The sequence below is a fragment of the Variovorax terrae genome, assembly GCF_022809125.1.
Classification (GTDB): Bacteria; Pseudomonadota; Gammaproteobacteria; order Burkholderiales; family Burkholderiaceae_C; genus Variovorax_A; species Variovorax_A terrae.
The window spans coordinates 423,528-437,350 of record NZ_JALGBI010000003.1; the positions used below are offsets into that span (position 1 = coordinate 423,528).

Consider the following 13,823-nt stretch of genomic DNA (forward strand, 5'->3'; position numbering starts at 1 on the left):
CCGGTTCCGCGGTGGCCCGCGCATGGGCCGAGCTAGTTTTGTTCGGTGGCACAGCGCCTTGGAGGCTGAAATGATCCGGTGGCCCGCCGAAGCGATCTGGGAAGCGGTGTCGCCCACCCTGGCGGGCTTCACGGTCGAGATCCTGCCCGAGATCGATTCCACCAACACCGAGCTGATGCGCCGCGCCCGCGCCGGGCGCCTGGAGCCGGTGCTGCTGGTGGCCGAGCGGCAGACGGCAGGGCGCGGGCGCCTGGGCCGGGCCTGGCAAAGCGCTGCGGGCGATTCGCTGACGTTCTCGCTCGGGCTGCCGCTGGCGCCGCGCGACTGGTCGGGCCTGTCGCTGGCGGTGGGCGCGGCCGTGGCCGAGAGCCTGCACCCGGACATCGGCCTCAAATGGCCCAATGACCTGTGGCTGCGCGACCGCAAGCTGGCGGGCATCCTGATCGAGACGGCCAGCTTCGGCGAGCAGCGCTATGCGGTGATCGGCATCGGCACCAACATCGCGCCGCCCGCGCCATTGCCGGCGGGTGCCGCCTTGCCCGCCACGCCGCCGGCCTGGCTGCGCGAGCTGCTGCCCGCGATTGATGCGCCGCAGGCCCTGCTGCGGATGGCGCCGGCGCTGGTGCAGGCGGTGCAGGCCTTCGAGGCGCTGGGCTTCGCGCCGTTCCAGGCCCGCTTCAATGCCCGCGACGTGCTGCGCGACCGCGCCGTCACGCTGAGTGACGGCAGCTCGGGCACGGCCCATGGCGTGGGCGAGAGCGGCGCCCTGCTGGTGCATACTGCGCAAGGCATGATGCCGATCACCAGCTCCGAAGTGAGCGTGCGCCCCGTGAACGCCCGACCCGCCTGAACCATGTTGCGACTGCTTGTGCTGATCCTGCTGCTGGCCAATGGGGCCTACTTTGCCTGGTCGCAGGGCCTGCTGCGCTCCTACGGGCTGGCGCCGGCCCAGCAGGCCGAGCCGCAGCGCCTGGCGCAGCAGATCCGGCCCGAGGCGCTGCACATCCTGAGCCCCGACGAGGCGCGCCGCCTCGACGCCTCGTCCGCAGCGCCGGCGGGCAAGCCGCCCGAATGCCTGCAGGCCGGCCTGTACGACGACAAGCAGGCGGCGGCGCTGCGCGAGGCCCTGTCGGCCTGGCCGGCCGGCGCCTGGAGCCTGGACAGCGCGGTCGAGCCGGCGCGCTGGATCGTCTACATGGGCAAGTACCCGGGGCTGGAGGCCGTGAACAAGAAGAAGGCCGAGCTGCGCCAGCTCAACGTGCTGTTCGAGGCGCCGGCCAATCCGGCGCTCGAGCCCGGCCTCTCGCTGGGCGGTTTCGAGACCCAGGAGCGCGCCGCGCAGGAGCTCGAGGCCTTGACCCGGCGCGGCGTGCGCACGGCCCGCGTGATGCAGGAGCGCGCCGAGGCGCGCGGCCAGCGCCTGCGGCTGCCGGTGGTGGACGACAGCCTGCGTCCCCGGCTGGACGAGCTCAAGGCCGCGCTGGCGGCCAAGCCCTGGCGGCCCTGCAAGTGAGGCCGCGCCGCCGCATTTCGCCCGTTCGCTGAAGGAGATTCCCATGACGCTCAAGCTGTACTACGCGCCAGGCGCCTGTTCGTTCGTGCCGCACACCCTGCTGGAATCGGCCGGCGCCGACTATGAGCCGGTGCTGGTGAAGATCCACAAGGGCGAGAACTACGGCGCCGAGTACAAGGCCCTGAACCCGCGCGCCCAGGTGCCGGTGCTGGTGGATGGCGGCCAGGTGGTGACGCAGATCGTGGCCATCGTCGGCTACATCGACGCGCGCTTTCCGGAGCAGGGCTTCCTGCCGCGCGAGCCGCTGGCGCAGGCCCGCGTGATGGAGACGCTGGCCTGGATGAACAACACGGTGCATCCCACCTTCACCCACATCTTCATGCCGCACAAGTACAGCGACAGCGCGGCGGTGCAGGGTGAGCTGCGCAGCTACAACACGCAGCTCTACCGCGGCCTGCTGGCCGAGCTGCAGGGCCTGCTCGACGCCGCGCAGCGCGCCGGCCGGCCCTACCTCGGCGGGGCGCAGTTCGGCCCGCTCGATGCCTACAGCCTCACGCTGCTGCGCTGGGGCAGCCTGGCCGGCATCGATCCGCAGGACTACGGCCCGCTGTGGGCCTTCGTGCAGCGCCTGGCGCAGCTGCCACCGGTGGCGCGCGTGATCGAGCGCGAGCGCCTGCAGCTCAACCTCTACAAGGCGGCCTGAGCCGCCGCGTAGCCCGGCCGCGTCAGCCCGCGCCGGCGGCGGCCGAGAAGCGCACGCTGAAGCAGGCGCCCGGCGGCACGTGGCCGGGATGGGCTTCTTCCAGGCTGACCGTGGCGCCATGCTGGCGCGCGATTTCCAGCACGATGGGCAGGCCCAGGCCCGAGCCGTCCACATTCGTGCCCAGCGTGCGGTAGAACGGCTGGAACACCAGTTCGCGCTCGGCCGCCGGAATGCCCGGGCCCGAGTCTTCCACCTGCAACACCAGCACCTTGCCGAAGGTGTCGGCCAGCACGCGGGCGGTGATCACGCCGGGCTTGTCGGCCGAGGATGGCGTGTAGTTGATGGCGTTGTCCAGCAGGTTGCGGATCAGCTCCTTGAGCAGGGTCGGGTTGCCGTCGAGCATGACGCCCGGCGTGCCGGGCTGGGCGCCGTCGTAGCCGAGATCGATGCGCTTTTCGAGCGCGCGCGGCACCGAGTCGCGCACCACCTCGGTGGTGAGGCGCGCCAGGTCGCAGGGCTGGCGCGCGATCACCGCGCCGCTGCTCTCGGCGCGCGCCAGCGCCAGCAGCTGGTTGACGGTGTGGGTGGCGCGGATGCTGGCCAGGCCGATCTGCTTGAGCGACTGCTTGAGCTCGTCGGCGTTGGCACCCTCGCGCTGGGCCAGGTCGGCCTGCATGCGCAGGCCCGCCAGCGGCGTCTTGAGCTGGTGCGCAGCGTCGGCCAGGAAGCGCTTCTGCGTGGCGATGGAGTCCTTCAGCCGCGTCAGCAGCCCGTTGACCGAGGACACCAGCGGCGCCACCTCCAGCGGCACGGCGCTGTCGTCCAGCGGGCTCAGGTCGTCGGGCTTGCGCGCGCGGATGCGCTCCTCGAGCTGGTTCAGCGGCTTGATGCCGCGCACCAGCGCCAGCCACACCAGCAGCACCGCCAGCGGCAGGATCACGAACTGCGGCAGCATCACGCCCTTGATGATTTCGGTGGCCAGCACCTTGCGCTTCTCGCGCGTCTCGGCCACCTGCACCAGGGCCGGCTGCGCATCGGGGATGTCCATGCGGATCCAGGTGTAGGCGATGCGCACGTCCAGGCCATGGATCTCGCCGTCGCGCAGCCGCACCTCGCCGATGGCGGGTTTCTCGTCTTCGGGCGGCGCGGGAAAGTCGTGGTCGCCGCTGAGGAACTCGCCCTTCACGCCCATCACCTGGTAGTAGACCAGGTCGGAGTCGTCGGCGCGCAGCAGTTCGCGCGCGGGCTGCGGCAGGTTGAGCTGCACGCGGTTGTGCTGCGCCGTCACGAGCTGGGCCAGCGCCTGCACGTTGTACTCGAGCGCGCGGTCGAAGGGGCGGCCCGCGATGCCCTGCGCCACCAGCCAGGTCAGCGCCAGGCTGGCCGGCCACAGCAGCAGCAGCGGCGTGAGCATCCAGTCGAGGATCTCGCCGAACAGCGAGCGCTGCTCGCGCTGGAAGATCTTCATGGCCTCTCCCGCGCCGTTTGCGCATCAAAACAAGCCAATGTTCTCGTCGGGTGGACGTTGGATGCTATTGATTTGATAGCGTTAGCCAGGAATTTTCTCAAGGCAGTAGCCCAGCCCGCGCACGGTGGCGATGCGCACCGGCCCTTTCTCGATCTTCTTGCGCAGGCGGTGGATGTAGACCTCGATCGCGTTGTTGCTCACTTCCTCGCCCCACTCGCACAGCCGCTCCACCAACTGGTCCTTGCTGACCAGCCGGCCGGCGCGCTGCAGCAGCACCTCGAGCAGGCCGAGTTCGCGCGCCGACAGCTCCACCATCTTGCCGTCGATCGTGGCCACGCGGCCGGCCTGGTCGTACACCAGCGGGCCGTGCTTGATGGTGGAGCTGGTGCCGCCCATGCCGCGGCGCGTCAGCGCGCGCACGCGCGCCTCCAGCTCCTGCAGCGAGAACGGCTTGGCCATGTAGTCGTCGGCGCCGTAGTCCAGCCCCTTGACGCGCTCCTCCACGCTGTCGGCGGCTGTCAGGATCAGCACCGGCAGCGAGGAGCCGCGGCCGCGCAGCTTCTTGAGCACCTCCAGGCCGTGCATCTTGGGCAGGCCGAGGTCCAGGATCAGCAGGTCGAACTCGTTGTTGGTCATGAGCGCGGCGTCCGCCTCGGTGCCGCTGGCCACATGGTCCACCGCCGCGCCCGAGCCGCGCAGGCTGCGCAGCAGCCCGTCGGCCAGCACCTGGTCATCTTCCGCAATCAGAATCCGCATGACTGTCTCCTGTTGTGCCGTCCCGGCATCGTCCGGCCCGGGGCTTTGAATGAAATTCTAGGCTTGTGCGCCGTAGGCCTCCAGCCCGATCATGGCGACGGTGGCCACGTCCGCCCCCACTTCGGCGCGGAATTCGGCCTCGGCCTGCGCCACGGCGTCGCGGAACGCCTGCAGCCAGGCCAGGCCGGTGGGCGTGAAGCGCACCCGCCGCGCGCGCGCATCGCGCGGATCGGCCTCGCGCAGCACCAGCCCCCAGGCCTCGCACTGGTCCACCAGGTCGCCCATGGCCTGCTTGCTCATGCCGGCCTGCTCGGCCAGATCGGTCAGGCGCGAGCCCTCCAGCGCGAGGTGCCGCGTGATGTGGATGTGGGCGGCGCTGACCTGGGCGCGCGCGGCGAGGTTGGACAGCGCCAGCGGCACTTCCACGTTGTGCGCCATCAGCGCCAGCACGCGGGCGTCGAAACGCCGCATGGCATGGCCCAGCAGCCGGCCCAGGTGGGTCTGCCGCCAGCCGTCTTCGGCGGGGAGGCCGGGGAGCGAGGAGGTCATCGCCAGATGGTAAGGCAAACTGACCAAAATAAGGCTTACTTTGCGCGAAGAGCTGCGATAAAGTACTGGTCAAACATCCAGCCTGTAGATAAAAACACTGGCTGCAGCCGTTCAACCCGTTGATTCCCAAGGAGATTTTCATGGACGCTCAAGTCAAAGGCAGCAGCATCAGTGGCGCCAACAGCGAGAAGGCCAAGGCCTTGCAGGCGGCCCTGGCCCAGATCGAGAAGCAGTTCGGCAAGGGCACCATCATGCGCCTGGGCGAAGGCGAGGCGATCGAGGACATCCAGGTGGTCTCCACCGGCTCGCTGGGGCTGGACATCGCGCTGGGCGTGGGCGGCCTGCCGCGCGGCCGCGTGATCGAGATCTACGGCCCCGAATCCTCGGGCAAGACCACGCTGACGCTGCAGGTCATCGCCGAGATGCAGAAGCAGGCCGGCACCTGCGCCTTCGTCGATGCCGAGCATGCGCTGGACATCCAGTACGCGCAGAAACTGGGCGTGCACGTGCCGGACCTGCTGATCAGCCAGCCCGACACCGGCGAGCAGGCGCTCGAGATCGTGGACAGCCTAGTGCGCTCCGGCGCGGTCGACCTGATCGTGATCGACTCGGTGGCCGCGCTCACGCCCAAGGCCGAAATCGAGGGCGAAATGGGCGACTCGCTGCCCGGCCTGCAGGCCCGCCTGATGAGCCAGGCCCTGCGCAAGCTCACCGCCACCATCAAGAAGACCAACTGCATGGTGATCTTCATCAACCAGATCCGCATGAAGATCGGCGTGATGTTCGGCAGCCCCGAAACCACCACGGGCGGCAACGCGCTGAAGTTCTACGCCTCGGTGCGGCTGGACATCCGCCGCACCGGCACCATCAAGAAGGGCGAAGAGGCGATCGGCAACGAAACCAAGGTCAAGGTGGTGAAGAACAAGGTCGCGCCCCCGTTCAAGACGGCGGAGTTCGACATCCTGTTCGGCGAGGGCATCAGCCGCCATGGCGAGATCATCGACATGGGCGTGACCGCGCGCATCCTGGAGAAGTCGGGCGCCTGGTACGCCTACAACGGCGAGAAGATCGGCCAGGGCCGCGACAACTCGCGCGAGTTCCTGCGCGAGAACCCGGCGCTCGCCTTCGAGATCGAGAACAAGGTGCGCGAGTCGCTGGGCATCCCGCTGCTGGCGGCCGAAGTCGACGAAGAGAAGGCGTAGGGCGGCATGGCGCTGGCCGGTCAGCCGTCCCTCAAAGGCCGCGCCCTGCGCCTGCTGTCGGCGCGCGAGTACTCACGGGCCGAGCTGGAGCGCAAGCTGGCCTCCTTTGAGGAAGAGCCTGGCCAGCTCGCGCGGGCGCTCGACGAACTGCAGGCCAAGGGCTTCATCGACGAGCAGCGCGTGGTCGAGTCGGTGATCCACCGCCGCGCCGCCCGCGTCGGCACGGCGCGCATCCGGCAGGAACTGCAGAACAAGGGGCTGGACCCGGAGGCGGTGCTGGATGCCGTGGCCGGCCTGCAGGCCACCGAGCTGGCCCGCGCCCGCGAAGTCTGGCGCAAGAAATTCGGCGAGCCGCCCGCCGATGCCGCCGAGCGCGGCCGGCAGATGCGGTTCCTGGCCTCGCGCGGCTTTGGCGCCGAGGTGGTGCGCCGGGTGGTGTCCGCGGGGGCGGACGGCGAGGATTGAGGCCGCCTCAGCGCAGGTTTTCAGCCATTTCGGCCGGATGTCCAGGTCCTGCGGTCATCTGATGCTATCAAATCAGTAGCGAGCGGCTCACAGCCCCAGCATCAGTTTGAGGTTCTGCACCGCCGCGCCGCTGGCGCCCTTGCCAAGGTTGTCCAGCCGCGCGATCAGCACGGCCTGGCGGAACGCCTCGTTGCCGAACACGCGCAACTCCATCTTGTTGGTGTCGTTGAGCGCGGTGGCGTCCAGCTTGCCGTCGTCCGTGGCCGGCTCCACCGTGACCCATTCGCTGCCGGCGTAGTGCCGCGCCAGGGCTTCGTACAGGTCGGTGGCTTTCGGGGCGCCGGGCAAAACGTCCAGGTGCAGCGGCAACTGCACCAGCATGCCCTGCTTGAAGTTGCCCACCGACGGCACGAACAGGGGCCGGCGCGTCAGGCCGGTGTACTTCATGATCTCCGGCAGGTGCTTGTGGTTGAGCGTCAGCGCATAGGTCTCGAACGGCGGAGCGGAGCCGCTCTCGTAGGCCTCGATCATGCTGCGTCCGCCGCCCGAGTAGCCGCTCACCGACGGCAGCGCCAGCGGGAAGTCGACCGGCACCAGGCCGGCATCCACCAGCGGGCGGATCAGCGCGATCGCCCCCGTGGCGTAGCAGCCCGGGTTGGCCACGCGGCGGGCGCTGGCCACGGCCTCGCGCTGCCCCTGCACCAGTTCGGGAAAGCCAAACACCCAGCCCGGCGCCGTGCGGTGCGCGGTCGAGGCGTCGATGATCTTGGGGCCCGGCTGGCCGCTGGCCCGAGCCACGTCGTCGATCAGGGCGACGGATTCGCGGGCGGCATCGTCGTGCAGGCACAGGATGACGAGGTCCACGCCGGCCACCAGCGCGCGCTTGGCGGCCGGGTCCTTGCGCAGCTCGGGCGCAATGCTGACCAGCTCGACCTGCGGCATCTGCTGCAGCCGCTCGCGGATTTGCAAGCCGGTGGTTCCGGCTTCGCCGTCAATAAAGACCTTGGGCATCGTTGCTCCTGCCAATGTGCTCGAAAATGCGTGCCGTCGCATGCACGGATTTTGTGCATTGCAACATGATACAGTTCCCGGCTGCTGTGTCCAGTGCCTGCTGCCCAACGGCAGATTTGCGCAGCCGGGCGAAAAAACCATCCATTCCTGAGAGAGACCTCATGAAGATTCACGAGTACCAAGGCAAGGAAATCTTGCGCAATTTTGGTGTGCCTGTGCCGCGTGGCATTCCGGCCTTCACGGTGCAGGAGGCGGTGGAAGCCGCCCAGAAGCTGGGCGGCCCGGTCTGGGTGGTCAAGGCGCAGATCCACGCGGGCGGCCGCGGCAAGGGCGGCGGCGTGAAGGTGGCCAAGTCGATCGACGACGTCAAGCGTCTGGCCGGCGAGATCCTGGGCATGCAGCTCAAGACCCACCAGACCGGCCCCGAAGGCCAGAAGGTGCGCCGCCTCTACATCGAGGACGGTGCCGACATCCAGAAGGAATACTACGTTTCCGTGGTGACCGACCGCGCCACGCAGAAGGTGGCCTTCATCGCTTCCAGCGAAGGCGGCATGGACATCGAGGAAGTGGCCCATTCCACGCCCGAGAAGATCATCACCGAGTTCATCGATCCGCTGGCCGGCCTGACCGCCGAGCAAGCCAGGAAGATCGCCGCCGGCATCGGCCTGCCCGCCGAGTCGACCGAGCAGGCGGTGGACGTGTTCCAGAAGCTCTACAAGTGCTACATGGACACCGACGCCTCGCTGGTCGAGATCAACCCGCTGAACCGCGACAGCAAGAACAAGCTGATGGCGCTGGACGCCAAGTTCAACTTCGATGCCAACGCCCTGTTCCGCCATCCCGAGATCGTGGCCCTGCGTGACCTGGACGAGGAAGATCCGGCGGAAGTCGAGGCTTCCAAGTTCGACCTGGCCTACATCAGCCTGGACGGCAACATCGGCTGCCTGGTGAACGGCGCCGGCCTGGCCATGGCGACCATGGACACCATCAAGCTGTTCGGCGCCGAGCCGGCCAACTTCCTCGACGTGGGCGGCGGCGCCACCCCCGAGAAGGTGACCGAGGCCTTCAAGATCATGCTGAAGAACAAGAAGGTCAAGGCCATCCTGGTCAACATCTTCGGCGGCATCATGAAGTGCGACACCATCGCCACCGGTGTGATCACGGCCTGTAAGGCGGTGAACCTGTCCGTGCCGCTGGTGGTGCGCATGAAGGGCACCAACGAAGAGCTGGGCAAGAAGATGCTGGCCGAAAGCGGTCTGCCCATCATCAGCGCCGACACCATGGCCGAAGCGGCCCAAAAAGTGGTTGCCGCCGTCAAAGCCTAAGAGGAACACAGTCATGTCGATCTACATCAACAAAGACACCAAGGTCATCACCCAGGGCATCACCGGCAAGACCGGCCAGTTCCACACGGAGAAATGCCAGGAATACGCCAACGGCAAGAACTGCTTCGTGGCGGGCGTGAACCCCAAGAAGGCCGGCGAGTCGATCTTCAACATCCCGATCTACGCCTCCGTCAAGGAAGCCGCCTCGCAGACCGGCGCCACCGTCTCGGTGATCTACGTGCCGCCCGCGGGCGCCGCGGCCGCCATCTGGGAAGCCGTCGAGGCCGACCTGGACCTGGCCATCTGCATCACCGAGGGCATCCCGGTGCGCGACATGCTCGAAGTGCGCAACAAGATGAAGGCCAAGGAAGCCGCCGGCGGCAAGAAGACCCTGCTGCTGGGCCCCAACTGCCCCGGCCTGATCACGCCCGACGAGATCAAGATCGGCATCATGCCCGGCCACATCCACCGCAAGGGCCGCATCGGCGTGGTCTCGCGCTCCGGCACGCTGACCTATGAAGCCGTGGCCCAGCTCACCGAGATCGGCCTGGGCCAATCCTCGGCGGTCGGCATCGGCGGCGACCCGATCAACGGCCTCAAGCACATCGACGTGATGAAGGCCTTCAACGACGATCCGGACACGGATGCCGTCATCATGATCGGCGAAATCGGCGGTCCGGACGAGGCCGATGCCGCCCGCTGGTGCAAGGCCAACATGAAGAAACCCATCGTTGGCTTCATCGCCGGCGTGACCGCCCCCCCCGGCAAGCGCATGGGCCATGCCGGCGCGCTGATCTCCGGCGGTGCCGACACGGCCGACGCCAAGCTGGCCATCATGGAAGAATGCGGCTTCAAGGTCACGCGCGACCCGTCGGAAATGGGCAAGCTGCTGAAAGCACTGCTGTAAGCAGAATTACCAACGGCCGCGGCCGGCCGCGCCGTTAAACTCCGCAAAACAAAAAAGAAGCGCTCCGGGTGGACTGCCCGGGCGCTTCTTTGCATTCACAACAATGGAGATTTGCATGGACATGCTGGCTACCCCCGATTTCTGGATCGGTCTCGTCAAGATCATCTGGATCAACATCATCCTCTCGGGCGACAACGCCGTGGTGATCGCGCTGGCGGCTCGCTCGCTGCCGCCCCATCAGCAGCGCAAGGCCATCTTCTGGGGCTCCGGCGCCGCCGTGGTGCTCCGGATCGTCCTGACCGTGGTGGCGGCCAAGCTGCTGGAGCTGTCGTTCCTGCAGATCATCGGCGGCTGCCTGCTGCTGTGGATCGGCGTGCAGCTGCTGGGCGACGAGGAAGATGGGGATGGCGAAGGCAAGGAATACGGCAACCTGATGGCCGCCGTGCGCACCATCCTGATTGCCGACCTCGTGATGAGCCTGGACAACGTGATCGCCGTGGCCGCCGCCGCCAAGGGCAGCATGCTGCTGCTGGTGCTGGGCCTGGCCATCAGCATTCCGCTGGTGATCTTCGGCAGCACGCTGATGATCAAGCTGATGGAGCGTTTCCCCATCATCGTCACCCTGGGTGCGGCCCTGATCGGCTGGGTGGGCGGAGAAACCATCGTCAGCGACGTGCTGCTCAAGGACTACGCTGCGGCCAACCCGTGGCTGCACTACGTCGGCGCCGCCGCCGGCGCTGCCTTCGTGCTCGCAGCGGGCAAGCTGCTGCAGGCGCGCGCCGAAAACACGGCGAAGGCCAGCTGACTCTTTTGTTGCAGCTCCCCGGCATCGCGCCGGGGCGACCGGCTCCACGAGCCGGTTCTTTCATGAAGCCCGTGGCGCCTTCAGCCGGCCCCACGGGTGCTACTTATTTGCAACAGACCATCGAGCCCGTGTGACAAAGTCCCTTGTCCGCCACCAGCCTGTCTGTTAACGTCCACAGTCAGGAGTCTTGTACCCGCACGGTTTTGCCCTGTGGGCGCTAAATGCTGTGAAAACCAAGGATATTTTCGGTCAGCGATCTGGGCAAGGGGCGGGAATTGAGCACATCTTCATCAGCTAAACGCGGTCGATTCTGGCGCGCCGATTGGTTCGTCGGGGTGCTGATCGTGCTGGCGGTTGTCATCCTGCACCAATCGACCGATTTCATCGGAACGCTGGAGCGGCGTTTCTACGACTTTGCGAGCACCAGCACCTCGCGGCAGCCCTCCGACCGGATCGCCGTCATCGCGATCGATGATCAGAGCGTTGCCAACATTGGCCGCTGGCCCTGGCCGCGCGACATCCATGCGCAGCTGATCGATCAATTGACGGCGGCCAAGGCCAAGACCATTGTTCACACGGTGTTCTTTTTCGAGCCGCAGACCGATCGCGGACTGGTGTTCATCCGCAAGATGAAAGAAGCGCTGGGGCAGGCCGCCGATGCGGGAGGCCCAGCCGGCGGAACCAACGAGCAGCTGTCCCGGGTGATTGCGGAGGCCGAGGTGGCGCTGGACACGGACGCCAAGCTGGCGGCCAGCATGAGCAAGGCCGGCAATGTGCTGGTTCCCTCGGTGTTCATGCTGGGTGAGCCGCAGGGCAAACCCGACCATCCGCTGCCTTCCTATGCGCTCAAAAGCGCCATCGATGAAACCAATGGGTTTTCGATGCCGGCCTTCAAGGGCCAGCAACCGATCGATTCCATCGGCAACGCTGCGGCCGGGATTGCCCATCTGAACCAGTTCCAGGACGTGGATGGTGCGGTGCGGCAGGAGCCGTTGCTGGTGAACTACTATGGCAAGGCTGTGCCCTCGATGGCCCTGCTGGCGGCTGCCAAGAGCCTGAACCTGAGCCCGGGCGATATCAAGCTGAACGTGGGCGAATCGGTGCAGATCGGCAAACTGCGCGTCAAGACCGACGAGATGGCACTGATGCTGCCCCAGTTCTACAAGGGGCGCGACGGTCGGCCCGCATTTGCGGTGGACTCGTTCTACGACGTCCTGAGCGGCAAGATTCCTGCAGCCAAATACGCCGACAAGATCGTCATCATCGGCGCCACGGCGGCGGGCGTGGGCGTGCAGTTTCCGGTGCCCGGCTACCCGGCGCTGTCGCCGGCGGAAACCATTGCGCACATCACTTCCAGCATTCTGGGCGAGCACTTCATCGTGCAGCCCGGCTGGGGTCTCTGGGCGGCTTTCGGCGTCTTCCTGCTGGTGGCGGCCTACCTGATCGCCGCCCTGCCTCGCCTGTCGGCCGGCAAGGCGGCCCTCGTCACCCTGGTGCTGTTTGTGGCGTTGCTCGGCACCGAGTTCGGTCTGCTGTCGGGGGCGGCGCTGTGGCTCAAGTTCGTTTTTCCGGCGACCCTGCTGGTGATCGGCCACCTCGCCCTGACGACCAAGCGCTTCCTGGTGACCGAGGCGGGCAAGCTCAAATCCGACGAGGAATCGGCTGAAACCAATCGCATGATGGGGCTGGCGCTGCAGGGGCAGGGGCAGCTCGACATGGCGTTCGACCGCTTCCGCCGGGTGCCGATGGGCGATGCGGTGATGGACAACCTGTACAACCTGGCGCTGGATTTCGAGCGCAAGCGCCAGTTCAACAAGGCGCAGGCCGTCTACGAACACATGGCCGCGTACGACAAGGGCTACAAGGATCTGCAGTCCAAGCTCAATCGTGCCAAGAACCTGTCCGAAACCGTGATGCTGGGCGGTGGCGGGGCGCACCCCGGCGGCACCATGCTGCTGGATGGCGGGGCGGTCGAAAAGCCGATGCTGGGCCGCTACCAGGTCGAGAAGGAATTGGGCAAGGGGGCCATGGGCGTGGTCTACCTGGGGAAAGACCCGAAGATCGGCCGTGTGGTAGCCATCAAGACCATGGCACTGAGCCAGGAGTTCGAGGGCGAAGAACTTGCTGATGCGCGCGAGCGCTTCTTCCGGGAAGCCGAGACGGCTGGCCGCCTGCAGCATCAGAACATCGTGACGATCTTCGATGCCGGCGAAGAACATGATCTGGCCTATATCGCCATGGAGTTCCTCAAGGGCAAGGATCTGGTGGATTTCTGCAAGGATGGCCAGTTGCTGCCCGTGCCGAAAGTCCTGTCCATCGTGGCGCGCGTGGCCGAGGCGCTGGCCTATGCGCATCGACAGAACGTGGTGCATCGGGACATCAAGCCCGCCAACATCATGTACGAGCTCGATAGCGACACGGTCAAGGTGACCGATTTCGGCATTGCGCGCATCACCGACTCCAGCAAGACCAAGACCGGCCTGGTGCTGGGCACCCCGAGCTTCATGTCGCCCGAGCAGATCGCAGGCAAGAAGGTGGATGGTCGTTCCGACCTGTACTCGCTGGGCGTGATGCTGTTCCAGATGCTGGCCGGTGTCCTGCCGTTTCGAGGCGACTCGATGGCCGAACTGATGTACAAGATCGCCAACGAACCGGCGCCCGACATCCGGATCATTCGCAGCGAATTGCCGGAACAGCTGGCCAACATCGTTGCACTGTCGCTGAACAAGCGACCCGAGATGCGCTACCAGGATGGAGACCAGTTCGCGGCCGATCTGCGCGCGGTTCTGACTTCCGCAGGCGTGCCGGCATCCCAGGCTCCTGCTGTGCATTCCTCGATGGCGGCGGCCGACAAGACGGCTGTTTTTGCCGTTCCTTCGGCGGAGCAGGGGCGAGCCCAGGCCGATCAAACGGCGGTGTTCTCCGCTTCTCCGGCTGGCACATTTGAAGCGACGGTAGTCGCCGCGCCTGCATCGTCTCCCGACTATGATCTGGGCCACAGGAGCGACGCGGGTGGAGCGGAAGCTTTTGAGAAAACTGTGGTGGCCCAGTCGCCGGTGCCGCAGAATCAGGGCCCCGCCGGTGCTGGACGCACCGATCTGGAGACGTAACCCGGGTAC

Annotated in this window: 13 protein-coding genes; 9 read left to right on the forward strand and 4 right to left on the reverse strand. The window is 66.8% G+C overall.

Annotated features, from left to right (window positions below):
* Nucleotides 1–70 precede the first annotated feature (70 nt).
* The 3 genes from MMF98_RS21430 to MMF98_RS21440 are packed head-to-tail and all read left to right on the forward strand — an operon-like array spanning nucleotide 71 to nucleotide 2,216.
* Nucleotides 71–850, forward strand: coding sequence for a biotin--[acetyl-CoA-carboxylase] ligase (locus MMF98_RS21430; RefSeq protein WP_243309376.1), 780 nt, complete (start codon nucleotides 71–73; stop codon nucleotides 848–850).
* Between the two features lie 3 nt (nucleotides 851–853).
* The gene (locus MMF98_RS21435; protein ID WP_243309377.1) at nucleotides 854–1,513 is read left to right on the forward strand and encodes an SPOR domain-containing protein; all 660 of its coding nucleotides are present in this window, start codon (nucleotides 854–856) and stop codon (nucleotides 1,511–1,513) included.
* A gap of 43 nt (nucleotides 1,514–1,556) precedes the next feature.
* Entirely contained in the window at nucleotides 1,557–2,216 is a 660-nt protein-coding gene (locus MMF98_RS21440) for a glutathione S-transferase family protein (protein WP_243309378.1), read from the forward strand.
* A gap of 22 nt (nucleotides 2,217–2,238) precedes the next feature.
* Here MMF98_RS21440 and MMF98_RS21445 read toward each other — a convergent pair whose 3' ends face one another.
* The 3 genes from MMF98_RS21445 to MMF98_RS21455 all read right to left on the reverse strand — a co-directional run bounded on the left by MMF98_RS21445 (nucleotide 2,239) and on the right by MMF98_RS21455 (nucleotide 4,989).
* Nucleotides 2,239–3,684 (reverse strand): sensor histidine kinase, encoded by a 1,446-nt coding sequence (locus tag MMF98_RS21445; RefSeq protein ID WP_243309379.1) that lies wholly within the window; start codon nucleotides 3,682–3,684, stop codon nucleotides 2,239–2,241.
* A gap of 81 nt (nucleotides 3,685–3,765) precedes the next feature.
* On the reverse strand, nucleotides 3,766–4,440 hold the full coding sequence (locus MMF98_RS21450; protein ID WP_243309380.1) for a response regulator: 675 nt from the start codon (nucleotides 4,438–4,440) through the stop codon (nucleotides 3,766–3,768).
* Between the two features lie 57 nt (nucleotides 4,441–4,497).
* Nucleotides 4,498–4,989, reverse strand: a complete 492-nt coding sequence (locus tag MMF98_RS21455) for a MarR family winged helix-turn-helix transcriptional regulator (RefSeq protein ID WP_243309381.1) — start codon at nucleotides 4,987–4,989, stop codon at nucleotides 4,498–4,500.
* 140 nt (nucleotides 4,990–5,129) lie between these two features.
* On the opposite strand from MMF98_RS21455, the gene recA reads away from it, so the two are divergent.
* Both recA and recX read left to right on the forward strand, forming a co-directional pair.
* Nucleotides 5,130–6,191, forward strand: a complete 1,062-nt coding sequence (gene recA, locus MMF98_RS21460; RefSeq protein ID WP_243309382.1) for a recombinase RecA — start codon at nucleotides 5,130–5,132, stop codon at nucleotides 6,189–6,191.
* A gap of 6 nt (nucleotides 6,192–6,197) precedes the next feature.
* On the forward strand, nucleotides 6,198–6,656 hold the full coding sequence (gene recX, locus MMF98_RS21465; RefSeq protein ID WP_243309383.1) for a recombination regulator RecX: 459 nt from the start codon (nucleotides 6,198–6,200) through the stop codon (nucleotides 6,654–6,656).
* Nucleotides 6,657–6,743: 87 nt separating this feature from the next.
* Here recX and argC read toward each other — a convergent pair whose 3' ends face one another.
* The gene (gene argC / locus MMF98_RS21470) at nucleotides 6,744–7,667 is read right to left on the reverse strand and encodes an N-acetyl-gamma-glutamyl-phosphate reductase (protein WP_243309384.1); all 924 of its coding nucleotides are present in this window, start codon (nucleotides 7,665–7,667) and stop codon (nucleotides 6,744–6,746) included.
* Between the two features lie 161 nt (nucleotides 7,668–7,828).
* Here argC and sucC point away from each other — a divergent pair, with 161 nt between their 5' ends.
* From sucC to MMF98_RS21490, 4 genes are all read left to right on the forward strand, one after another.
* Entirely contained in the window at nucleotides 7,829–8,992 is a 1,164-nt protein-coding gene (gene sucC / locus MMF98_RS21475) for an ADP-forming succinate--CoA ligase subunit beta (RefSeq protein ID WP_243309385.1), read from the forward strand.
* 13 nt (nucleotides 8,993–9,005) lie between these two features.
* Nucleotides 9,006–9,899 carry a succinate--CoA ligase subunit alpha gene (sucD, locus tag MMF98_RS21480; RefSeq protein WP_243309386.1) on the forward strand — a complete coding sequence of 298 codons (894 nt, stop codon included), beginning with the start codon at nucleotides 9,006–9,008 and terminating at the stop codon, nucleotides 9,897–9,899.
* 115 nt (nucleotides 9,900–10,014) lie between these two features.
* Entirely contained in the window at nucleotides 10,015–10,704 is a 690-nt protein-coding gene (locus MMF98_RS21485) for a TerC family protein (protein WP_243309387.1), read from the forward strand.
* A gap of 275 nt (nucleotides 10,705–10,979) precedes the next feature.
* The gene (locus MMF98_RS21490) at nucleotides 10,980–13,814 is read left to right on the forward strand and encodes a CHASE2 domain-containing serine/threonine-protein kinase (protein ID WP_243309388.1); all 2,835 of its coding nucleotides are present in this window, start codon (nucleotides 10,980–10,982) and stop codon (nucleotides 13,812–13,814) included.
* The last annotated feature ends 9 nt before the right edge of the window (nucleotides 13,815–13,823 follow it).